The organism is Pirellulales bacterium (assembly GCA_019636345.1).
Classification (GTDB): Bacteria; Planctomycetota; Planctomycetia; order Pirellulales; family Lacipirellulaceae.
The window spans coordinates 699694-721641 of record JAHBXQ010000002.1; the positions used below are offsets into that span (position 1 = coordinate 699694).

The following is a 21948-nucleotide window of genomic DNA, read 5'->3' on the forward strand; positions in this document are numbered from 1 at the left end:
GAGGCGGGAAGTCGCGGCCGTTCTCGAAAGGACCGGGTTGCAATGGCACCTACCAAGGTAACGCTCGCGGGTCGTTCGCTCCAGTCGCGTTGGGCCCAATCCGACCGACCCCCGAGCCTGCGTCAACGGCGGCCGCACATTCGCCCCGGCCCTGGTCCGACCGGCGTCGGGGCTGGTCCTAAATTGGAGCGGACGGCGCTGGCCGCCGGCACGGCACGCGAGGGCCGAGAACACGCTCGCCTTGGCATTTGCCGGAGCGAACAAAACGAGAGCGGGGGGCTCGCGCCCCCCGCTTGTTCAGACGGTCTCGTTTCGTGCGGATCACGCCACGTAGCACCGCAGGGCGTGATGCACCAGCTTCACCTTGCCCGCGGCCGGCAGCGGCGGCCCGTTGGCCCCGGGGTAGATGTCCCCGGGGGCCTCGGCCGCCGTGTCGATCAGCAGCTTCCACGGCAGCTTGCGCAGGTTGCTGGGGATGACGAATTCCTGCGAATCGCCCCCGGCGTGCATCAGGATCATCACGTTGCGGGCGGCCGGATCGTCGAGCCCCGCGGTCCCCAGAACGCAGGTCAGGCTTCGCGACGGGGCGTTCCAGTCGACCGTCGTCCCCGCGGGGCCGTACCAACTGACGTCGGGGAGTTCGCCTTCGCTGGGGGCGGCGCCGGTGAGGAACATCGGCCGACGGACGTTCGGCTGGCTCCGCCGGAACGCGATCAACGCCTGCATGAACCGCAGCATCTCGGCGTTCTTTTCGACGAAGGTCCAGTTGAACCAGCTGATGTCGTTGTCCTGGCAGTAGGCGTTGTTGTTGCCGCGCTGGGTGCGAAGAATCTCGTCGCCGGCGACGATCATCGGCGTTCCCTCGCTCAACAGCAACGTGGCCATGATGTTCTTGCACTGTCGCCGCCGCAGTTCGACGACGTGCTTGCGGCGCGTCGGACCTTCGACGCCGTAGTTGCTGCTGTAGTTGTTGTTGTCGCCGTCGCGGTTGTCTTCGCCGTTTTCCTGGTTGTGCTTCCGTTCGTAACTCACCAGATCGTTCAGCGTGTAGCCGTCGTGCGAGGTGACGAAGTTGATGCTGTGGTACGGATGTCGGCCGCTCGGCTGGTAGAGGTCGCTGGAGCCTGAGATGCGGGTCGCGATCGGCCCGATCATGCCCGGATCGCCGCGCCAGAATCGCCGCACGTCGTCGCGGTAATGCCCGTTCCATTCGGCCCACCGCAGGTTGGCGAAGGAACCGACCTGGAACGCCCCAGCGGCGTCCCACGCCTCAGCGATGATCTTCGTGTCGGCCAGCATCGGGTCTTCGGCAATCAGCTCCACCAGCGGCGGATTCGGGACCAACTCCCCGTACCGATTGCGGCTGAGGATCGACGCCAGATCGAACCGGAACCCGTCGATGTGGTAGTTGTACACCCAATGCCGCAGGCAATGAAAAATCATCTCGCGGACGATCGGGTGGTTGCCGTTGACTGTGTTGCCGCAGCCGGAGTAGTTCTTGTACTGCCCGTCGTCGGTCAGCATGTAGTAGACGCGGTTCTCGAGCCCCTTGAAGCTGAGCGTGGGGCCCAAGTGATTTCCCTCCGCCGTGTGGTTGAACACGACGTCGAGAATCACTTCGATTCCCGCGGCATGCAGGGCGCGGACCATCTCCTTGAACTGCCGGACCTGATCCCCCGGCTCGTTGCCGTGCATGTATCCGCGGTGCGGCGAAAAGAACGCCAGCGAGTCGTAACCCCAGTAGTTGCCCCGCACGTGGCGGTTGCCGTTGGGGTCGCGGACCGGGAACTCGTGGACCGGCATCAGCTCGACGGCCGTGACTCCCAGCGACTGCAGATAGGGAATCTTCTCGATGACGCCCAAATACGTTCCGGGCGAATCGACGCCGCTGGTGTGATGGCGCGTCAAGCCGCGGACGTGCATCTCGTAGATGACCGAATCGGCCAGCGGCCGCTTGAGATGTCGGTCCCCCTTCCAATCGAACGTGTCGTCGACGACGACGCACTTGGGAGGGCGGATGACTCCGTCGTTGGCGGGCAGGAACTCGCCGGCCAAGGCCCGGGCGTAGGGGTCGATCAGCCGGGCCTGCGGGTTGAACCGGTGGCCCCGCTCGGGGTTGTACGGTCCGTCGGCCTGGAAGTGATAGAGCTGCCCCGCGGCAAGGCCCGGGACGAACACGCTCCAAATGTCTCCCCAGCGGTCGTTGACGGGGTCGAATTCAATGACGCGGTGGGGGTCGGGATCAGTCGCGCGGCGATACAGCAGCACGCGCATCGCTTTGGCGCTCTTGCTGTAGACCGCAAACTGCACGCCCCCGTCTTGGAGAATCGCTCCGTAGGGAAGCGGGTAGCGGAACTGCATGAACCGCTGCGGAACAGGCATGACCGGGACTACGTCGGTGGTGGTGAGGGTCGGCGTCCATTCAATGAGCATGGGGAGGAACAACTCGCGGGACATCGGGGCGGATTCAGGACGATCGTCGGCGTCGCCTACATCGAAACCTCCGCACGTCCCTGGCGGATCCCGCTTGCGCGAGCGGGGCGGTTCGATACGCTGACGCTTCTGTCCTTCGACGCTCCGACTGTGCGAAAATTAGTTCCTCGCCGAGCCGCGGCAGACCTTCGCCTGCCGGCCCGTGCTCGTTAACCGCTGCCGCCGCTTCAACATAGCTCGGTCGGACCACCCGCGCCGGCCGCGCCAGTCGGCAGGGTTCCCGAACCCCGCACGGTGCGCACGCCGGCTTGCCTGGCGACCGGCGCACAACCCGTAGGGACCGTGCAATCGTAACTCGGGAGCCCCTGGAATGCGACCCGCCCGGCCCCGACAAGTCCCTTGGCGGGGGATCACGACGACACGACGAGCACGACCGAATCAGGAGCTCGCGGGGCTTTGCTGCTCGTCGTGCCCGTCGTGTCGTCGTGGTTGAGCGCAGGTCGAGGCGGCTCGTTGACACTCCTTCGGCGAGCCCCGTAGAATCGCGACTCAACCCGGGCCGCAACAGTCGCTAAGTCGCATGTCGAAAATCACTTACAAAGACTCCGGCGTCGATCTCGACGTTTACGCCGAGAGCATGTCGCGGCTGCCGCGATTGCTCAATCGAACCCACTGTCCGCGCGTCGTGCCGTGGGCCGACGGGTTCGCGGGGCTTTTTACGCTCGACTTCCCCGGCAAATTGTTCTCGCGACAGTACGTCGACCCTGTCCTCGTGTCGTGCACCGACGGGGTGGGGACCAAGCTCAAGGTGGCGCAGCTCGCGGGTCGGCACTCGACGGTCGGCGTCGATCTGGTGGCCATGTGCGTCAACGACGCGATCTGCTGCGGGGCCGAGCCGCTGTTCTTTCTGGACTACGTCGCTATGGGCGCCGACGATCCCGCGCTCCTGGAGCAGATCGTCGAGGGGATCAGCGCAGGGTGCGTCGAGAGCGACGCCGCCCTCGTGGGGGGCGAGACGGCGATCATGCCCGACCTCTACCAACCGGGCGACTACGATCTGGCGGGGTTCTGCGTCGGCGTCGTCGATCGACCGCGACTGGTCGACGGCACGACGATCGAACCGGGGGACGTGGTGCTCGGGATCGCCTCGAGCGGCGTCCACTCGAACGGGTTCAGCCTCGTCCGCAAGATCGTCTTCAAGCACGCGGGACTCGACGTCAACGATCCGGTGGCCGAGTGCGACGACCGCAAGGTCGGCGAGGTGCTGCTCGAGCCGACGCGACTCTACGTGCGACTGGTGCAGAAGCTGCTCGCCGAGTTCCCGCCGCGCGAGACGATCCGCGGAATCGCCCACATCACAGGCGGCGGACTGTGCGAGAACCTCAGTCGCGTGCTTCCTCCGACGATCGGCTGCGAAATCGCTCGCGGCAGTTGGCCCGTCCCGCCGGTCTTCGCGTGGCTTCAGCGCCTTGGCGACGTCGACGACGCGGAGATGGACCGCGTGTTCAACATGGGGGTCGGCCTGTGCCTAGTGGTTGCCGCTGACAAGGCGCAGGCGGTGCAGGAGCGCATCGTCGCCATGGGACTCGACTGCTGGTCGATCGGCCGGGCCGTTCGCGGCGCCGGCGAAGTCCGCTGGGCCTCGTAGACTCAATTGGCGGCAAGTTTTCGACCGCTTCTTCAGCGGCCTTGCGAAGCGCGTGCCGCGGTTCGCGTGTCTTGCAGACCCCGCAGGTGCCCCAGCAGCGTGTCCTTGGCGTACACGCCCCGCAGCACGATTGGTTTGTACGGCTGGTCGGCGGGGAAAATTGCCGTGATCGGCACGCCGTTGCCGTCCAGAGCGCGGATCATCTGCTTCATCCAAGCCGGTTTGTTCGTGTAATCGGCGACCATCGTCACCACCCCCGCGCGGGCCAACTCCCGCTCGACCTCGTTCGACTTGAGCACGGCGTTTTCCAGGTACTTGCAGTTCACGCACCAGTCGGCGGTGAAGTCGACCAGCACCGTTCTGCGGTCTCCCAACAGCGTGACCGCCAGCCGATCGAGATCGAACGGTTGCCACGGCTGGTCGGCCGAGTATGCAGACGCAGCCAGTTCCTGCGCAATCCGGGCAAGGTCCTCGGGGCCGGCGACTTTGCCCAACTGGTCGACAATCGCCAGCCGCTCGCCGGTGATCGATCGCTGCACGCGAGCGGCGATTTCCTGCTCGTACCGCGGCAGCATCGCCTTCTGGTAGATCAGCCCGTAGCAGGCCATCGCGGCCACGGCGGTGAACATCCCCGCCTGGGTCCAGGCGATCAGCCGTGTGCCGAACGGTTCGTAATTGGGGGTTTGCGATATCCACCAGCAAGCCGCCGCAATGGCGACCATAAAGGCCACCGTCGGCACGACAAGCGGCGGTTCGAGGAACGACAGGAACCAGACCACCGTGCCCAAGAGCACGAGCCCCATCGCCTTCTTGAACGTCTCCATCCACATGCCGGGCTTCGGCAGGAACCGGATGAGTCTCGGGAAGGCGCCGACCACGAGATACGGCAACGCCATCCCCAACCCCATGGCGCCGAACACGCTGAAGGTCACCCACGCCGGCTGCCGCACCGCCCACGCCAGGGCGCTGGCCATCAGCGGCGCCGTGCAGGGGGTCGCCAAGAGCGTGGTGAGGATCCCCTTGAGAAACGCCGCGGCGGGGCCTTCCTTCTCGGCCATGTCCAAAGCGGCGCCGGAGCCGACGAACCCGGGGATCGGGATCTCCCACAACCCCAGCATGCTCAGCGCCATTGCATAGACGACGGCCAGCAGCGACACGTTGAACCACGTGCTGGCGAACTGATCGCCCCAGCCGACCTGCGCCGTCACGGCAAAGGTCGCCAGCGCGAGAAACACGGCCAGGATCCCCGCCGAGTACCACAGGTTGAGCATCCACGCTCGAGCGCGGCTCTCGCCCGCCTGCTGGACGAAGCTCATCACCTTGAGCCCGATCACCGGCAAGACGCACGGCATGACGTTCAGCACGATGCCGCCCAACAGCGCGGTGAGCAGGTAGTACGCCACCGAGCGATCGGCCGTCTCGGTAAGCGTGATCTTATCGAGTTCGTAGGCTCCTGTTCTCGCGCCGAGCCCCTCGGGCATCGCGGGAGCGGTTTGCCAAGCGTCTTGCGATTCTTCGGTCCCGGCCGCAATCTCCGCTTGCGGACTCGTTTCGCCGTCTGCGACCCCCAGCACGATCTCCATCCCGGCCGGCAGGTCAAAACCCTTTCCCAACGCCGCCGTGAACTCGGCCTCGATCGGCACGCACAGTCCCTTCACGTCGTCGCAGATCTGGGCGTCGATCGCCCCGGCCAGTTGCAGCGACGTCGCGTCGACCCCCGCGGGAAGCTCTACCGGAGCGAACCAGGTGACGATCCCTTCGTGCTCGCGCAGCTCCAGGCCGATGAACGCCTCGCGATCGATCTTCGTCTTGGGAGCCGCCAGCGGTTGGAACGGGCCGAGGAGCTTCGCGCCGCTCGACGAGTCGAGCGACAGATGAGTGCGCCGCGGGCCGCTGCCGTCGGGAAGCGTCCCCTGGTCGACCGAGTAGATGTGGTATCCGCGCGAAACGTCGGCCGTCACGAACACCAACGCGGGACGATCGCCGACGGCCGGCGCGAATTGGGCCGAGATCTTCGCGGTCCCTGCCTCGTTGCGGTCGCCGAATCCGCCAATGCCGCCGAAATCGGGGAACTGAGCCCGGGCCGCTAGCGGGCAGACTGCGGCGATCAGCAGGGCGAATTGGGCGAACTGGCGAAGCGTACGGCGGGAGGTCATCGGACGAGGCGCTCCTGACTGGCTGAGGCCTGCAGGCGGCCGCAAGGGATGCGCCGAAATCTGCTGGCAGTGGATTCTACTTTCACCCCGAAAATCGGGTCAACGCCGGTCTGCGAGCCATTTCACCGCGATATCGACGATTGCGGTCATTCCCGGGACCATGTGAGTCGCCGCGGGGCGACTGATCGCTACGACGATTCTCGTCGCAGCGACATCTTCGACGGACTGCGACCACGGTCGTCCAGCCGCGAGCGGTTGCGCCGGCGCCTCCATGCTCGCCGCCGCAAACGAGTTCGCAGTTCCCCGCAATCGCCGGACATGTCGCAAGTTCGCCCTGCACATTCCGCTTCGGCACACTGTGATCGATGTGGTGTGCTGCAATCGCGCAGGGGATCTCGTAGCCTTCGCTTCGCGACTGCTTATCGTTGCGCGAGTCCAAGGAGCAAGCGTCTTGCTCGTCGGAGGCGATGCGGGTTGAACCAATCCGCCCCCGCGGGCTATAACCGTTTGCTGGGGCGGCGTGAGAGCGAGTTTCACCCACCACAAGCGACGGCGGCACGGAGGAGAGCACAATGGCCAAGATCTACAATCCCCAAGGACCTGCGATCACGCACGAGGCGATCGCCCAGCGAGCGTTCGAAATTTGGACTCGCCGCGGTTGCCCCCAGGGGAGCGATGGTCGCGAGGATTGGGACGCCGCGGTGGCCGAACTGACCGCCGAAGCGAGCCGCAGCGAACGGGGTCGCGGCCCGCTCTTGAAGCTGTGGGACAAGATCCGCAGCCGCGCCGCGTTGGCATAGGCGTGACCGACCGAGTCGCCGTCAAGATTCTTGCACCAATCGCGACTGGATGACCGCCAGGATGTCGCGGGCCACCGCTTCCTTGGCGCCGGCCGAGGCGGCGAGCACCGTGCCCGCGGGGTCGATGATCTCGACGCTGTTGTCGGCTGCACGCATTGCTTCGACGCCGTTGGAGACGATCAGGTCGCAGTGCTTGCGCTGCAGCTTGGCGAGCGCGCGGAAGCGGTGGTCTTCCGTTTCCAACGCAAAGCCGACGACCCAGCGTTTCCCTTTTTCGGCTCCCAGCGTGGCGACGACGTCGTCGGTCTCGAGAAGTTCCAAGGTCAGCGGCCGGCCAGTCTTTGAGAGCTTGTGTTCGGCCACGTGGATCGGGCGGTAGTCGCATGGCGCCGCGGCGCCGATCAGGCCGTCGCAGGCGGCGAACTCGGCCTTCGCGGCGCAGAGCATCTCTTCGGTCGAGACGACCGGCACGACGCGGGCCGCGGCCGGGTACTCGACGTCGACCGGCCCGCTGACGACGACCACCTCGTGCCCCAACTCCAGCGCCGCCGCGGCGAGTCCGGCGCCCATCCTCCCGCTGGAGGCGTTCGTCAGATACCGCACCGGATCGATGTGCTGCCGCGTCGGACCCGAGGTGATGAGGATGCGGACCATACGATGCGGCAACGGCTGACGTCAAAGGGCCCCGGAGGGGCGAAATGTTGCAGCCAGGGGCGCAAGGCCCTGGAAGTCTTTCGGGGCGGCGGTTCGTGGCAAACGTCTTGCGCCCTCGGCGAAGCCTGTTACGACGTTGGCAGCGCCTTGCGAATCGCCGCGGCGATTTCTGCCGGGTCGGCCATGCGGCCGACGCCCCGTTCGCGACAACTGAGCCAGCCTTCTTGCGGATCGACGAGCGCGACGCCGTCGTGGCGGAGCTGGGCGACGTTCCGCTGGACCGCGGGCTTGGCCCACATTTCGCAGTTCATCGCGGGGGCGACGATCGCGGTCCCCGTGAACGACAGCCACAAGGTCGACAGGAGATCGTCGGCAAGGCCGTTGGCGGCTTTCGCCAGAAAGTCCGCGGTCGCGGGAGCGACGCACAGCACCTGGGCTTGCCGCGCCAGTTCAATGTGCGGCCCCAGCGGCCAATGGTCGGGATCAAACGATTCGATCGCAACCGGCCGACCGGTGAGCGCGCGAAACGTCGCCGGGCCGACGAACTCGGTCGCGGCGCGGGTCATCACGACGCTCACCCCGACCCCGGATTGCACGAGGTCGCTCGCCAGGGCCGCGGTCTTGTACGCCGCGATCCCGCCGGTGACGCCGAGGAGAACTTCGGAGGGCATGGCTTGAACGCCGAACGAACGCACCGCGGAGTGCTTTGACACAGCTCCAAAGACTCGAACGGACCAAGCACGAGGCCAGTTTCGGAGAAACTTGACGGCAGGGCGAATTCGGGGGAACCGACCTGCGTACGGGCTCCGCCGTCTGAGGGGTTACATCGCCGAGAGATCGAGTTCCGGCGGGCCGCCGGCGACCGGCTCGGGCATTTCGCCGACGATCTTCACCTGGGCCGTGGCGTCGAGGAAAATCTTGTCCTGCAGGATTTCCTGCACGACGATCTCCATGTGGACCTTCGAGGCGATGTCCACCAGCGGGCGGGCGCCGGCGTTCAGCGCCGCCAGCCGCTTCTGGATCAGCGTCGACAGCTTGAACCGGCCGCCGACCTTGTTCACGATATGTTCTTCCTTCAACGCATCAATCATCGCTTAAGCCTCGGCTCCGCAGAATCTCGCAGATCGACCGCACCGCCTCGGGCACGGTCACATTTTCGACTTGAAACTCGTATCTGTCGGCCAGTTGCAACTCGTGTCGCGCGACCGCCAGTCGTCGACGAATCGCCTCTTCGCTCTCGGTGCGCCGGCTGCGCAGCCGGCGCTCGAGTTCCTCCAGCGAATCGGGGCGGATGAAGATCGTGACCGCCTCGGGAAATTGGCGCAGCACGTCCGCGGCGCCGTCGACGTCAATCTCTAACAGTACCCATTTGCCGGTCGCGAGGCTAGACCTCACCTCGTCCCAGAGGGTGCCGTACCAGTGTCCGCGGCCGAAAACCTCGACGCATTCGAGGAATTCGCCCGCCTCGCGGCGGCGGCGGAACTCGGCGTCGCTCAGAAAGTGGTAATCCGTCCCGTCCCGCTCGCCGGGCCGGGGGGGGCGGGTCGTCGCCGAGACGCTCAGCCGCAACCGCCCTGCGCAGGCCGCAATCACCTCGCGCACCACCGTGCTCTTGCCCACCCCCGACGGGCCGGAGACGACGACGAGTTTGCCGGGTTTTTCAGGCATATCGAGAAAATGGACCGCGGATGCGCGGAGTGTAGGCACGTGGACAAGGGACTGGGGGGAACGCGGGGCGACGCGCTCAAATTGAGCCCTGGCAAGCTCGGCCGTCAGGGCTCCGCCGGAGCCGCTCCAGCCGGCGCATGTCGATCGACGTCACGTCGCCGGTCGTTTCGGGCAGGAATCGGCGCTCGAATCGTACGCCTTGTCTTGCTCGTCCCGTGGTCAAGTCGTGCTTCGCTTCCTGTCCTTTGCGGCTTCGTGGCTATGGACTTGGCTATTCGACGTTCTGAATCTGCTCGCGGATTCGTTCGAGCGTCGTCTTGATCTCGACGACGTGGCGGGTGATCTCCGCATCGTTGGCTTTCGAGCCGATCGTGTTCGTCTCGCGGCCCATCTCCTGGCAGATGAACTCCAGCCGCCGGCCGACGCTGTCGTCGCCGCCGAGCGCCGCGGCGAACTGCTGCAGATGACTCCGGAGGCGAACGATCTCCTCGCTGATGTCCGAGCGATCGACGAACAAGCAGACTTCGCGCACCAAGTCCGCGGCGGTCAACGTGACGTTCGACGGGGCGAGCGCCTCGTTCACTCGCTCCAGCAGTCGCTGCCGATACGACTCGGCGACGACCGGCGTCCGAGCGGCGATCGCGTCAACGCTCGTTGCGACAATGCCGCACTGGGAAGTCAGGTCGCTCGCCAACGCGGCGCCTTCGGCAGAGCGCATTTCCGTCATCTTGTCGAGCGCGGTCCGCAGGGTCGTTTCCACGTGCGGCCAGACGGCGTCGGGGGCGTGCGACTCGGCCGAAGCTTCTTCGACGACTCCCGGCAGTTGGGCAAGCGGCTCCAGACGGAGCCGTTCGTCGAGATTCCGTCGAGCGGCGACCTTCTGCAATTGGTCGAGATAGGTTTCGAGCACCGACGCATTGATGCGGAAATCGTCGGCCCCGCTGATGTGGCGAATCCGCACGTTCACGTAGACCGTGCCGCGGCGAATTGCTTCGCGAACGACCGATTCGATCGGCGATTCGAGCGCGCCGTACCCCTCGGTCGCGCGGACGTTGAGCTTGAGGTGCCGGTTGTTGATCGAGCGGACCTCGACCGCAATCACATGGTCGGCGACCTCGTGCCGAGCGTCGCCGAAGCCGGTCATACTCAAAATCGGCATGGGCGAATCCTGGCGGAGAGGGCGATGACGCAAGCCCGGTCGCAACAGCGGGCGTTACTTGGTCGCCGCATCGTCGCCGGATTCCCCGTCGACTTGAGGAGCGGGCTGGGCGGGCTTCTCTCCTTCGGCGGCGCCATCTTTCGACTCGTCGGCCGGGGCGGTCAGCGCGCTGCCCGCGGCCGCTCCGCCGCTCTCGGCCGCTTCAGCGTTGAGATCGAACTTGCTGGTTCCGCCCGAGGAGCCGTACTTGGCGGCCAGGATGCAGAGGACGATCCAGACCAAGGCGGACCACGCGGTGATCCGGGTGAACACGTCGCCGGCCTTGGCGCCGAAGGCGCTCGAGCCCCCCATGCCTCCCAAGGCGCCGGCCAGCCCGCCGCCGCGACCCCGTTGGACGAGGACCAGCAGGATCAGAAAGATGGCCATCGCCGCCAGCAGGAAGCTGAGAAGACCGCTGACGAAACCCAACATGGGGACGATCACGTGTGGAACTCCGTGAGAGAGGCCCGCGATCGTGCCGCGGGGCTTGACCTGGATTGTGGATTGCCGCGAATCGCCGGCCGGTGCGCGAGCGGTTTCTGGGGGCGAAGCTGCTTGTCAGGCCGCGGCCGTTTGGGCCCCGGCTGCGGCGATCCCCAGGAAGTCGCTCGCCTTGAGACTGGCGCCGCCGATGAGGGCTCCGTCGATGTCGGCTTGCCCCAGCAGTTCGGCTGCGTTGTCCGGCTTGACGCTGCCGCCGTACAGGATCCGCACGACGTCGGCCGTGGACGCATTGTAGCGGTCGGCAATCAGCTTGCGAAGGTCGGCGTGAACCTCCTGGGCCTGGGCCGGGGTGGCCACCTTGCCGGTGCCGATGGCCCAGACCGGCTCGTAAGCGATCACTGTCTTGGCCATCTGCTCGGCCGTGAGTCCGGCGAGCGAGCCGTCGAACTGGGTGCGGATGACCTCGGCGGTCTTGCCTGCCTCGCGCTCTTCGAGCAGTTCCCCGACGCAGACGATCGGGACGAGCCCTGCGGTCAATGCGGCGAGGGTCTTCTTGTTCACGTCGGCGTCGGTCTCGCCGAGGATGTGCCTTCGCTCGCTGTGTCCCAGGATGACGTAGGTGCAGCCGACGTCCTGCAGCATTCCGGCCGACAACTCGCCGGTGAAAGCCCCGGACGCCTCGTGGTACATGTTCTGGGCCCCGAGGGCGACCGCGGCCGAGCCGATCGCAGTCTTGACCCCCGCCAGGTAGACGCTGGGGGGGCAGACCAGCAGGTCGACGGCCGTCAGCCCGCCTGCCTGTGCGGCCACCGCGGCCGCCAGCTCCGCCCCGCTGGCGGCTGTGGTGTTCATCTTCCAATTGCCGGCGATTAGTGGCTTACGCACGACGCACTTCCTTTCGTCCGCCTAAATTTGGGGAGATCTCATGTTGGATGGATTGACGTGAGCTTCATCCGGAAGCCCCGCCGGGCGGATCTCCGACGTTAGCAATTGCACATCAAACGTCAAACCGTCTTGCCGACTGCCGCAGCGACCTTGCGGAGCTGAGTCATCAACTCGGCGTACTGCTCCGGCAGCAAGGCTTGCGGGCCGTCGCTGAGCGCTTCCTCGGGCTTGTCGTGAACCTCGATGTGCACGCCGTCCGCCCCGGCGGCGACCCCGGCCAACGCACACGCGGGAATCAGCTCCGGCTGGCCGGTCGCATGGCTTGGATCGACGATGATCGGCAGGTGCGACAACTCGTGAATCTGCGGCACGGCGGCGACGTCGTACAGATTGCGGGTCGAGGGATCGAAGCTCTTGATTCCCCGCTCGCAGAGGACGACGTTCGTATTGCCCTGGGCGATGACGTACTCGGCGCTCATCAGCCAGTCCTTGATCGTGGCGCTCATCCCGCGCTTGAGGAGCACGGGCTTGTTCGTCTTGCCCACCTCGGTCAACAGAACGAAGTTCTGCATATTGCGGGCGCCAAGCTGCAGCATGTCCGTGTACTCGCACGCCAACTCGACATGTCGGGGGTCGACCACCTCGGTGACGACCGGCAAGCCGTGGCGATCACCGACGCGGCGGAGGATCTTGAGCCCTTCTTCGCCGAGGCCCTGGAACGAGTAGGGGCTCGTGCGGGGCTTGAACGCGCCGCCGCGAAGGATGTTGGCCCCCGCCTTGGCGATGGCCCCGGCGATGGCGTCCATCCGCTCCTCCGACTCGACCGCGCACGGCCCGGCGATCATTCCCAGATGCCCGCCGCCGACCTTCGTCTTGCCGACCGATACGATCGTCGGCTGCGGATGGGCCTCACGACTGGCGAGCTTGTAGGCCGGCATCACCGGCACGACCTGGGCCACGCCGGGAATCGCCTCGAGCTGCGGCGGCACGATCTTCGATTCGTCGCCGATGACCCCGATCACCGTGCGGTAGGTTCCGCGGCTCACGTGGGCCGAGAAACCCAGGGCCTCGATTCGCTCGATCGCGTGGGCGATCTGCTCGTCGGTGGCCGATTCTTTGAGGATGACAATCATACGAAGTCGCGGAAGTGGCTTGCTGACCGGTGGGCAGGGGACGGTGATCGCGGGGAGGTTCGCCCGGGAGAGGCGGGCCTTACTGGGCCGGAACGGGGGCGGCCGAATCCACCAGTGTAACCATCGCTCGGCGGCAGGGAATCCCCAGAAATGGGCCAGAATAGCCCGCCAAGCCGGCCGCGCCTGGAGGGGACTGGGCGGCCAGGTAGGGGGTGCCGCCGATTTGCCCCCGATCCTGTCGGGACGGCCGACGTGACATCCCCCCTTGCGATGGGGCCGCTAACTGCGCCCCGTTTGCGTACTGTAGGTGCTTTCGAAGATCTTGTCGGCGTTCGAGGTCTCGAACCCGTCGCGACGATGCTCGCGACGCAGTTCGGCGCGCGGCAGCGCGGCGAACTGCGGCAGGACGCGGCGTTCGGCGAATTCGACGTACGACCCGCTGATGCGGCGCCGCTCGACCCCTCCCCCCTGGGCGGCGAACTCCGCGTCGACCATTTCGGCGACCGTCGAGCTTTGGATGAGCAGCCCGTCGCCGCTGGTCTTGATCTCGCCCCCCGAGTTGTTGAGCTTGACGCCGATTCCCTTGAGGAACTCGTTGAAGCTGGCGATCGTGTCGACCCCCGCCGGCAAGTTATGGACGCTCACGGTGAAGTGATTCAGGTAGTACCGATTGTAAATCACCCACGCGGCGTATTCGCTCTCCTCGCCGAGTCGCTGGTAGTCGGCCCAAGTCGGGGTGCGCCACAACGGAGTGTGCAGAAAGGCGTCGACCGCCGCCCCGTCGTCCAGGTCGAGCGAGTCGACCGGGTCGCTCTGCACCTCGTCGGTGTAGCTCGTGATGATCCGCTGCGTCTCGGGCGAGAGATCGCCCACGCGAAGCTGGCTGATGAAAATCCGCGGATAGTTCGGCGTCGGAGGGGAATACCAGTGCGCGTCGAGCTTCTTCCCTGTGAAATCAAACCGGTCGCGACGCTCGTAGCCGTAGTGCAGGAACGCTTTCTCCAGCGACGCGATTCCCAATTGAGGCACGCCCATCGTGCGAAACGCGATGTGGTCGTTCTCAATGTCTTCGGCTTGCGAGATATGTCCCGCGGCGATCATGCCTCGAATCACGCGATCGACGTCGGGCACGCGCTCGCGATAGCGGCGCATGAGTCCGTCCATGACAAGGTCGAGAGCCGAGGCGGTCGTAGCGGACATGACGGCAGCTCCAAAGGAACGTGATCCTGCACGGGGGACGGGTTCCCCCGCTGTTCATTCCACCAAGGGGCGGCCTGCCCGGCAAGTCGGGGTCGCGGCGGGAGCGCAGAAGTTCAGCGCTGCCGCGCAAAACAAAATCGGCCGCGCCGTCTCGGGCGAGGGGCGCGGCCGAAGGGCGCGAGTCGGCATTCTCAATCGAAGCGGAAGCGAGTCGCGGAGGCTACTCGGATTTCACAGCGACCTTCTCGGGCGAACGGACCAGCAGGACGGCCTCGCGCACATAGGTGTGCGGTTTCGGCCCCGGTCGCGTGACCGTCAACTGCTCCTCGACAAAGTCGAACTTTCGGATGACCTTTGCGACGCTCGGCAACAGGCCGACAAGGTCCTGGATCGGCTTGATTTCCTCGGGGCGAGCCTTCGCGGCGATCATGCCGAGGGCCATGGGGGCCACTGCCGCGGCCTGCTCGACGAGGTCGGCCGCCTGCCGGACGCCGGCGCCGACGTCGCAGTAACTGACCGCCGACACCGGGCCGTCGGCCGTGAGGGCGAACTTCTCCAGGCTCGCGGCCGCTTCGATCGACGCCGCTTCGCCGCGGCGCACGGCCAGGAACTTCTTGACTGCGGCGGGGCTCGATCCGCACAGGAGCCAGCCGTCGTCAAACCCGATCACCGGCCGCGCCTTGACCATCGCCAACATCGAGCACTGGATTTCCTCGAATCCCTCGAGCTCGCTGCAAGCAACGACGTCGAGTTGCTGGGCGGCGACGAACGGAATCTGCTTGAGCGCCTCGACGCCGCGATGCATCAGTTCGCGGATCTTGTCGGGATTCGAACAGCGGAGCGCCGTGACGGATTGCGACGAGCTGCCGCCATCGGGCTGCTCGACCGGGAACGTGACCGACGCGGTCTCGCCGGAGAACGATTGCAGCACGTCTTCGTCGATTCGCACGCCGAATTGATTCTGCAGTTCGTCGAACCTAGCCAATCCCGGTTCAGCCTCGGGGAACTCCCGCTTGACGAGATCCAGAGCGCCGGCATAAAGCTCATGAAGGTTGATTCCTCGGGAGAGCGAGTAGCTGGTCGCCCCCGCGGGGACCCACGTGTGCCAATCGGCGAACGGCTTTCCTCCGGCGAACGCCTTGCCAAGGGTGCGCTCGCCGGCGTCTTCGGCCAGTTTGCCGTAGACCATCGACCGGCATTGAACTCCATCGGTGTACTGCGAGGTCGCTTCGTAGTCGAGGACGGCGAATTCGTCGATGACGGCGCTGAACACCTGGGCGAATCGCTGCGCTTCGGCGCTCTCGGGCCGCTGCGACGCGACGAACGTCCCGACGCCCCGCAGTCGCTGGAACAGTTGCTTGCCGTCGAAAAACACGAAGGCGTCTTCCGGCTTGGGAAGGTGCGCAAGCGCCTCGGCGACGCGCGGATCGTCGTACTTCGAGTCGGACGCCGAGTCGTCGAGCATCTCGATCGAGCGGTGCAGCAGGGGTTCGTACAGCGAGAGCAGCACGACGTCCCCCTTGCGGGCCACGGCCGGACGCATGGGGACTTGCGGCGGAAACTGAAACGCCGTGATCGTCGCGTCGCCGACGGCGCTGGTTCCAAGGGGAACCTTGCCGCCGCTTCGGCGTTCGACCAGCTTCATCAGTTCGATGACTCCCTCCTCAAAGCCGACGGCGTCTTCGGCCGACAGCCGCACCAGCACGGTCGTCTGATTGGCGGGGCCTTCCATAACTTGGAACATGACCACTTCTTCGGCCTTGGCGAGCGCCGGGAAGTTGATCGGCGCGGCGGCCGTTCGAACGTCGCTCCAGAGCGACTCGGCTTTCTGGCGATCCTGGTCCTTCATATGGCCGGAGACGATTTCCAGAAGACGCTCGGCGATCTTCTCGTCGCAGACGGTCTGCCAGACGTCGGCGTAGTGCTTCGCCAGGAACTCTCGCTCGGGATTATGTCGGGCGTGAACGAACAGGTGGGCTTCGACGGGAATCGCCCGCGTCAGGTCGGCGGCGGGAGCGGTCGAGGCGATCGGGAGCGTCATCAACGCTGCGATGGTCGCCGTCAACCACCGGAAGCATCGCTCGGTGGCGAACATGGCTCGTCCTTTCGTGCGCAAGAAGCAGTATGAGAGGGAACAGCGCCGCGGCGACCTACGTTCATTGTGCCGCCGCGGCAATGGAATGGCCAGCACGGGCGACGTTGCCCGAGAGCGGCCCGATCGACAATTGCCGGTAGTTCGTCGTTCGCCGGCGAATCTTGCGAAGAATTCATCCCGCCAAGCGACCGGGGCGCTCCCTCGCGCGGGGGGATCACCCCGCTGTGCGGGTACGGCGCACCGACGTTCTCAGGCGTCTAACGAATCCGACCCCGATCAGTACGCTCGTTGTGCCGATTGGTTCGGGGACCGACGCGGCGGCGGCGACGCTGGCGCCCGCGGCGGCTCGTTGCCAAGCGAGAAAGTCGCCGCCGTCGACGAGCCCGTCGCCGTTGGCGTCCCCAGCAGATTGACCGGAGCCGCTGCCGAATCCGATCTGCCAGACAGCCAGGTCGGCGCCATCGACGAGACGGTCGCCGTTGAAGTCGGCGGGATCGATCGGCACGACGGTCAGCGCCAAGACTTGCGGACTGGAGTCGATCTGCCACGCCAACCCGGATGTCAGGGCCGGGAGCGTGGATAGGGTGAACGCCCCTGTGCGACTCCCTGCGACGGTCAGCAGCGAAAAGGCGTCGCCGGCGACCGGCTGATAGTCGCTTGCCAGCGAGACGCTCAATGCGCCGGCGAGCGTCGCGTTGCCGCCGATCTCGATCTGGGGGCCGGCAGGGCCTTCCGCGGGACTCGCCAGCACCAAGTTGGTCGTCGCCCCCGCGCCGAACGACAGATCGTGCAAGAGCAGCGCCCTCGACCCGGGCATCACCTGAAATACGCCGTTGTTGACCACCGGGTCGTGAAAGGTCGCCGACGATTCGCCTCCCACGACGATCGTCCCCCCCGCGGCGTTGGCGACGGAAGCGTGGATGTCGACGGTTCCGCCCGTCGCGGCAAGCCGCCCGCCCGAGGAGATCGTCAGCGGATTCGTCGCTCCGTCGAGGCGCGTGACGCGGAGCGCGGCGTTCTGCAGCGCGATGCGACCGGAGTTGGCGATTGCGTCCGCGACTTCCAGCGTGCCGCCCCGCAGGTCGACGAACCCCTTGTTGTCCAGATCGTCGACGAGCTGCAGCAGGTCGCCGGTCGAGGTGCGGATTTCCGCGTTGGGCGTGTTGACGACGGGGCAGTCGACGACGCCGCTCCCCTGCAGGATGCCCGAGTTGGTCAGCGCCGCCGCAGCCCCGCTCGCCACGAGCCGCCCCCCGGCGAGCGTCAGCCGGCCTTGCGTGCCGATGGTGATTGCGCCGGCCGTGTTGTCACCCACGGCGACGGTTCCTCCTGCCGAGACGGCGGCGGCGGCGAGTCCTAACTTGCCGACTTCGAACGATCCGGCGACTTCCCACACGGAATTGAGCCCGTCGACGAGAAGGTCGCCGGTCGCGGTGGCCAGATCGCCCAGCACGACGCCGGCGCTTTCGATCCGTCCGCCGCCGAGGACGCGGACGACGCCACGTCCGGCGCGACCTGCCGTGACTCCTCCGGAGCCGCGCCACAAGGATCCCGCGCCGCTGACCTCGAGGTACGCCTCGCCGGCGGCGCCGTTGGCGAGCATGACGGTCGAGGTCGCGGCGTTCGTAACGCGGCCGCCGTTCTGAACGAGCAGTTCGCCCACGCCCGCATCGGCGACGGTCAGCCCAGCCGAGTTCGTCCACGCCGAGCCAAATCCCGACACGACGACGGATCCCAGCGACGAAGCGGCGTTGGCGATGCTGCCGGACGCGCTCTCGATGCGAGCCCCGCCGCTGATCTCGACGCGACCGCGCCCCTCGGCTCCGACTGTGATCGCCCCGGATTGGCGCCACAAGGTTTGATTGCCGCTGATCGAAGCGAATCCGACGCCGGTCGTGGCGTTGCCCAGCACCGCGGCAGTCCCTGTGGCGACGGCGCCGTTGGCGAGCAACAGGGTCCCGGACCCCGCGGCGCCGACGGTGGTCGTCGCGGCGCTCGTCCAGAGCGAGCCGAACCCGTCGACGGAGAGTTGCCCCGACCCGCTGGCGTTGGTCCCCAAAGTCGGCGCACCGTTTTCGAGCCGGCCGCCGGCGACGACGTTGATGCGTCCCGTCCCGGAGCTGCCGACCGCCAGGGTGGCGCTAAGACCCCACCGCGAAGCGAATCCCGTGATCGTCATTTGACCGACGCCGCCGGTCTGACTGCCGACCGTGGCGGACGTGCCGGTGAGCGCCGTGCCGTTGTCGATCGTCGCCAAGCCGGCGGTCGAGTTGCCGACGACGACTAGCGCCACGCTCCCGCCGTTCGCCGGCAACGCCGGAGTGACGTCTCCCTGCGTCGTCACGGCGGCGAGTGCGGGGACGCCGGAGGGAGCGGCCGCAAGGGCGGCAAGCACGAATCCAGCGAGGGGGAGACGTAAATCGAAGCGGGAGCAGATCCATCGAACAGCCGACATGGCGCGGTCCTTCTACGGGGGCGAAAAGGCAGGATGCGCCCGTATGGTGGACCGTCGCGTCGAAGCGCGTCAAGCGAAGTCTCGCACGACGAATAAATCTCGGGAAGCGCGTGACGACACGCGATTGAGCCGGCCTTTAGCGGCCGTTCGCGCTACTGCCGCGACGTCGTCGGCTTGTCTTGCGCGATGCGCGTCTTGAGCCAATCCTGCCCGTGCTGATGGCACAGGTCGACGACCGCGCTGAATTGCCGCCGGCGGTGCGGCTCGACCCGGTCGAGCGAAGTCCCCAAATCGTGGATTCGGTCCGGGCGTTGCTCGGCGGTGTACGACAGGCTGCTGACGAAGTTGATCGTGTCGGCGAAATTGCGGTCCGCGGTCTTTCCTACCAGCGGATGCATCGCCTTGGCTAGCAATGCCAGCCCGGTTCGGTCGAGCCGGATGAACGAGTCGACCCGCACCGCGACGTAGTGCCTGCCGTTGGTCTCCTCGATCGACCCGCTTCGCAGCGCCAGCACGCACTGCGCGGCAAGGGGCTTGTTGAACGGTTTGCCGTCGTAGCGGCCGTCGACGAACATGATGACGCGATTCTGTGCGTTCTCGTCGCACGTCGATTCGACGACGACCAAATCGCCGGTCGTGCCGGCGCCGTCTTGCAGGACGAACGTGTTCGGACCGGTTCGCTTTAGTTCCGCCTTGCTCAGTCCCAACTCGCGCCAGATTTCGACGAGCGTCTCAGGATTCTCGCAGAGATAGGTGAACATTTCGGGCCGGCAATCGACGACGTTCGTCGGCAAGCGGCGAAAGATGGTCGGGTCGGCGACGACCTCGCGGACGGCTTCGCGATAGGCGGCGTCGATTTTGTCGAGCGGAATCGCCCGGGCCGCTTCGCGGCACGTCGCGGCGTCGGTGGCCGCTTCCGGGGCGGAGTTCCGCTCGTTGGCGTCGGCCGCGAGCGCACCGGCGGCGCAGACCGCCGCCAGCGCAAACGCCAGACAGCGACGCCCCCCCCGTGCGCACGCCGCCCAGTGGCAGCGTCGCATAAGATTCCCCCCTGACAAGGCCGGCGCCCGATGACAAGCTGTGCCGGTCCTGGGAATTATTCGGCCGTCGGGGAGGGGCGACCGCAGTGAAAACCCAACTTCTCGAGTGCGGGTGCTAGCTTGCGGGCGCTGGCTGTCGACGGCTGGTCGCGTCAGCGTCCGATGCGATCAGCTTTTCCCAATCCTTATTTCAGCTTTCAGCGCACTCATGTACGGCAGGCCGACTTACTTGGTCGCCGAATCGCTCGCGTCGTCCGTGAGTCGCTTCACGCGGATGTTGCGGAACCAGACCTCGTCGCCGTGGTCCTGGAAGGCGAGGCGCCCTTCGGAGTTCTTGCCGAACTTTTCCCACGAGGCGAACTTGCTCTTGGCGACCCGTTTGATCCAGTCGTCGCTTCCCAGTTCGGCCTCGACCACCAACTCGCCGTTGAGATAGTGCTGCACGCGATTCTTGCGGATGACGATCCGAGCCGAGTTCCACTCTCCGGCCGGCTTCGAGACGTCCTTCGTCGGCGGATAGAGGGCGTAGAGCGAGCCAGTCGAGGTCAGTTGCGACTTGCCGTCGGCGTGGCCGGCGTTGTCGAGGATTTGGTACTCCGGTCCCGAGTAGTAAGGGGCGTCGTCGCCGGTCGAAACGCGGTACATGATGCCGCTGTTCCCGCCGGGGGCCACCTTCCAGTCGAACCGCAAGTCGAAGTCGGCGTACTTCTCCTTGGTCATAATGTCCCCTCCCGGGCCTTTGCGACGGAGGACGCCGTCAACGACCTCCCAACTCTCGGGCCACTTCTCCGCGGCGTAGCCGCGCCAGTGGGCTGGGGCGTTCACCAGCAGCGGAGCAAAGCCCTCCTCCCGATCGGTCTCCTCAGCGGCCGGAGCGACGCCGGTCGCCAGCGCGAGCGTGCATGCCGCCAAGGTCAGGACGAACTTCTGGCCGAGAAAACCGGAGCGCGAGGCGCCAAGCAGGCGGACGATGATCATGGTGCAGAATCCAGAGAAGGAGTTACGAACCGGACCCACTCAACGGCAGCTCCATGCTGCAGTCAGGGTATTTTAACGGCTCCGGCGCCCGCCCGACAGGGTCGCCGGAGCCCCCCTCAGCGGCTGCCGTGAGCGTGGTAAGATGTCGAACGTTTCCTCGCGCTTCTCCGTCGTCCCCCTTCCGTCGCCTGCCTGTGATCGATTTGTTGACTGCCGTTTGGCTGGGGTTCTTGGGGGCTTGCATCGGCAGCTTTCTCAACGTGGTCGCGTATCGGCTGCCGCTGGGAATGTCGGTCGTGTGGCGGCCGTCGCACTGTCCCCGGTGCGATCACCCGATTCGCCCCTACGACAACGTGCCGATCCTCGGGTGGTTGTGGCTGCGAGGGAAGTGCCGCGACTGCGGGGCCCCGATCTCGCCCCGCTACGCGATCGTCGAGACTGTGCTGGGGGCGGTCGCGTTCTTGCTGGCGTACGTCGAGCTGTTCAGCGGCGGCGCCAATCTGCCCGGGGGGCCGCTAGCCGACCAGTCCGGAGCGCTCCGCACAGTTTGGATTCCCCACGGGCCGCTGCTGGCGACCTACGGGCTCCATCTGCTGTTGATGGCGGCGCTGACGACGATCGTATTGTTCGACCTCGATCAGCAGAGCATCCCGAAGCGATTCGGCGTCGTCGTGCTGGCGGCGATGCTGCTCGTGGTGCTCTACGGGAACGTCTATCATCCCGCTCCTGGGGTTGAGTCCACGGGGCCTCGCCAGGCTCAACACGCGTCCCTCGGGATTCTCGTTCTTGTCGCCTCCGCGGCCATTCACTTTGCCGCCGCGAAGAATCGAAACGTGGCGCCGAACATCCTCATGCTGCAGCACCGCAGCAAGGCATTTCTGGCCGGAGCGTTTGTGTTGTTGTCGCTTGGCTTGACCGCAACGCCGACTTTCCTGGCGCTCTGGGGGCTCGTGAGTTGCGTGGTCCGAGCATGCGGCGGCCGCTCGCGCTCGCTCCTGCTCTCGACGACCGCGGCTGCGTGGTGCGTGGCATTGGTGCACATCGTCTTCTGGCGCCAACTCGCCGAGTTGTCGCCGTGGTAGCGCCGCGCGGGGAATTGCGCGGGAGGCGTCGTGTGCTCGCTCTGCAAAACGCGGCGTCTCCATCTGGATCGACCCTATT

18 protein-coding genes are annotated in these 21948 nt (G+C 66.2%); 3 read left to right on the plus strand and 15 right to left on the minus strand.

The features are described from left to right. Nucleotides 1-321: 321 nt before the first annotated feature. Nucleotides 322-2457, minus strand: a complete 2136-nt coding sequence (gene glgX / locus KF688_06645) for a glycogen debranching protein GlgX (GenBank protein MBX3425340.1) — start codon at nt 2455-2457, stop codon at nt 322-324. 556 nt (nt 2458-3013) lie between these two features. On the opposite strand from glgX, the gene purM reads away from it, so the two are divergent. Next, complete coding sequence (gene purM, locus KF688_06650; GenBank protein MBX3425341.1) at nt 3014-4081, plus strand: phosphoribosylformylglycinamidine cyclo-ligase; 1068 nt, start codon at nt 3014-3016, stop codon at nt 4079-4081. Nucleotides 4082-4113: 32 nt separating this feature from the next. Here purM and KF688_06655 read toward each other — a convergent pair whose 3' ends face one another. Further along, complete coding sequence (locus KF688_06655) at nt 4114-6237, minus strand: thioredoxin family protein (protein MBX3425342.1); 2124 nt, start codon at nt 6235-6237, stop codon at nt 4114-4116. 572 nt (nt 6238-6809) lie between these two features. Here KF688_06655 and KF688_06660 point away from each other — a divergent pair. Further along, complete coding sequence (locus tag KF688_06660; GenBank protein MBX3425343.1) at nt 6810-7037, plus strand: DUF2934 domain-containing protein; 228 nt, start codon at nt 6810-6812, stop codon at nt 7035-7037. A gap of 21 nt (nt 7038-7058) precedes the next feature. On the opposite strand, the gene KF688_06665 is transcribed toward KF688_06660, so the two are convergent. The 13 genes from KF688_06665 to KF688_06725 form a co-directional block, all read right to left on the minus strand. Then, a complete protein-coding gene (locus KF688_06665; protein MBX3425344.1) occupies nt 7059-7691 on the minus strand; it encodes a phosphopantothenoylcysteine decarboxylase in 633 nt (210 codons plus the stop codon). A 128-nt stretch (nt 7692-7819) separates the two neighbouring features. Then, entirely contained in the window at nt 7820-8362 is a 543-nt protein-coding gene (locus tag KF688_06670) for a phosphopantothenoylcysteine decarboxylase (protein MBX3425345.1), read from the minus strand. A gap of 150 nt (nt 8363-8512) precedes the next feature. Beyond that, the gene (locus KF688_06675) at nt 8513-8782 is read right to left on the minus strand and encodes a DNA-directed RNA polymerase subunit omega (GenBank protein MBX3425346.1); all 270 of its coding nucleotides are present in this window, start codon (nt 8780-8782) and stop codon (nt 8513-8515) included. Beyond that, entirely contained in the window at nt 8775-9359 is a 585-nt protein-coding gene (gene gmk / locus KF688_06680) for a guanylate kinase (protein ID MBX3425347.1), read from the minus strand. Before gmk ends, KF688_06675 begins: the two co-directional genes overlap by 8 nt. A gap of 271 nt (nt 9360-9630) precedes the next feature. Then, nucleotides 9631-10503 carry a YicC family protein gene (locus KF688_06685; GenBank protein ID MBX3425348.1) on the minus strand — a complete coding sequence of 291 codons (873 nt, stop codon included), beginning with the start codon at nt 10501-10503 and terminating at the stop codon, nt 9631-9633. Nucleotides 10504-10572: 69 nt separating this feature from the next. Further along, on the minus strand, nt 10573-10989 hold the full coding sequence (secG, locus tag KF688_06690) for a preprotein translocase subunit SecG (GenBank protein ID MBX3425349.1): 417 nt from the start codon (nt 10987-10989) through the stop codon (nt 10573-10575). Between the two features lie 126 nt (nt 10990-11115). Next, the gene (gene tpiA / locus KF688_06695) at nt 11116-11853 is read right to left on the minus strand and encodes a triose-phosphate isomerase (protein MBX3425350.1); all 738 of its coding nucleotides are present in this window, start codon (nt 11851-11853) and stop codon (nt 11116-11118) included. Between the two features lie 152 nt (nt 11854-12005). Continuing rightward, the gene (gene aroF, locus KF688_06700) at nt 12006-13019 is read right to left on the minus strand and encodes a 3-deoxy-7-phosphoheptulonate synthase (GenBank protein MBX3425351.1); all 1014 of its coding nucleotides are present in this window, start codon (nt 13017-13019) and stop codon (nt 12006-12008) included. Nucleotides 13020-13298: 279 nt separating this feature from the next. Further along, on the minus strand, nt 13299-14219 hold the full coding sequence (locus tag KF688_06705; GenBank protein ID MBX3425352.1) for a DUF1338 domain-containing protein: 921 nt from the start codon (nt 14217-14219) through the stop codon (nt 13299-13301). Nucleotides 14220-14439: 220 nt separating this feature from the next. Beyond that, nucleotides 14440-16314, minus strand: coding sequence for a hypothetical protein (locus KF688_06710; protein ID MBX3425353.1), 1875 nt, complete (start codon nt 16312-16314; stop codon nt 14440-14442). Between the two features lie 214 nt (nt 16315-16528). Beyond that, nucleotides 16529-18709 (minus strand): hypothetical protein, encoded by a 2181-nt coding sequence (locus KF688_06715; GenBank protein MBX3425354.1) that lies wholly within the window; start codon nt 18707-18709, stop codon nt 16529-16531. Nucleotides 18710-18921: 212 nt separating this feature from the next. Further along, a complete protein-coding gene (locus KF688_06720; GenBank protein MBX3425355.1) occupies nt 18922-19809 on the minus strand; it encodes a hypothetical protein in 888 nt (295 codons plus the stop codon). 225 nt (nt 19810-20034) lie between these two features. Next, entirely contained in the window at nt 20035-20787 is a 753-nt protein-coding gene (locus KF688_06725; GenBank protein MBX3425356.1) for a DUF1080 domain-containing protein, read from the minus strand. A gap of 53 nt (nt 20788-20840) precedes the next feature. Here KF688_06725 and KF688_06730 point away from each other — a divergent pair, with 53 nt between their 5' ends. Next, complete coding sequence (locus KF688_06730; protein ID MBX3425357.1) at nt 20841-21869, plus strand: prepilin peptidase; 1029 nt, start codon at nt 20841-20843, stop codon at nt 21867-21869. The last annotated feature ends 79 nt before the right edge of the window (nt 21870-21948 follow it).

Coding starts and splice junctions, on each gene's coding strand:
- aroF (MBX3425351.1), bottom strand. CDS start 13,019: ATGATTGTCATCCTCAAAGAATCGGCCACCGACGAGCAGATCGCCCAC.
- KF688_06660 (MBX3425343.1), top strand. CDS start 6,810: ATGGCCAAGATCTACAATCCCCAAGGACCTGCGATCACGCACGAGGCG.
- purM (MBX3425341.1), top strand. CDS start 3,014: ATGTCGAAAATCACTTACAAAGACTCCGGCGTCGATCTCGACGTTTAC.
- KF688_06725 (MBX3425356.1), bottom strand. CDS start 20,787: ATGATCATCGTCCGCCTGCTTGGCGCCTCGCGCTCCGGTTTTCTCGGC.
- KF688_06665 (MBX3425344.1), bottom strand. CDS start 7,691: ATGGTCCGCATCCTCATCACCTCGGGTCCGACGCGGCAGCACATCGAT.
- KF688_06655 (MBX3425342.1), bottom strand. CDS start 6,237: ATGACCTCCCGCCGTACGCTTCGCCAGTTCGCCCAATTCGCCCTGCTG.
- KF688_06685 (MBX3425348.1), bottom strand. CDS start 10,503: ATGACCGGCTTCGGCGACGCTCGGCACGAGGTCGCCGACCATGTGATT.
- secG (MBX3425349.1), bottom strand. CDS start 10,989: ATGTTGGGTTTCGTCAGCGGTCTTCTCAGCTTCCTGCTGGCGGCGATG.
- KF688_06675 (MBX3425346.1), bottom strand. CDS start 8,782: ATGATTGATGCGTTGAAGGAAGAACATATCGTGAACAAGGTCGGCGGC.
- KF688_06720 (MBX3425355.1), bottom strand. CDS start 19,809: ATGCGACGCTGCCACTGGGCGGCGTGCGCACGGGGGGGGCGTCGCTGT.
- KF688_06705 (MBX3425352.1), bottom strand. CDS start 14,219: ATGTCCGCTACGACCGCCTCGGCTCTCGACCTTGTCATGGACGGACTC.
- KF688_06670 (MBX3425345.1), bottom strand. CDS start 8,362: ATGCCCTCCGAAGTTCTCCTCGGCGTCACCGGCGGGATCGCGGCGTAC.
- gmk (MBX3425347.1), bottom strand. CDS start 9,359: ATGCCTGAAAAACCCGGCAAACTCGTCGTCGTCTCCGGCCCGTCGGGG.
- glgX (MBX3425340.1), bottom strand. CDS start 2,457: ATGTCCCGCGAGTTGTTCCTCCCCATGCTCATTGAATGGACGCCGACC.
- KF688_06710 (MBX3425353.1), bottom strand. CDS start 16,314: ATGTTCGCCACCGAGCGATGCTTCCGGTGGTTGACGGCGACCATCGCA.
- KF688_06730 (MBX3425357.1), top strand. CDS start 20,841: ATGCTGCAGTCAGGGTATTTTAACGGCTCCGGCGCCCGCCCGACAGGG.
- tpiA (MBX3425350.1), bottom strand. CDS start 11,853: ATGAACACCACAGCCGCCAGCGGGGCGGAGCTGGCGGCCGCGGTGGCC.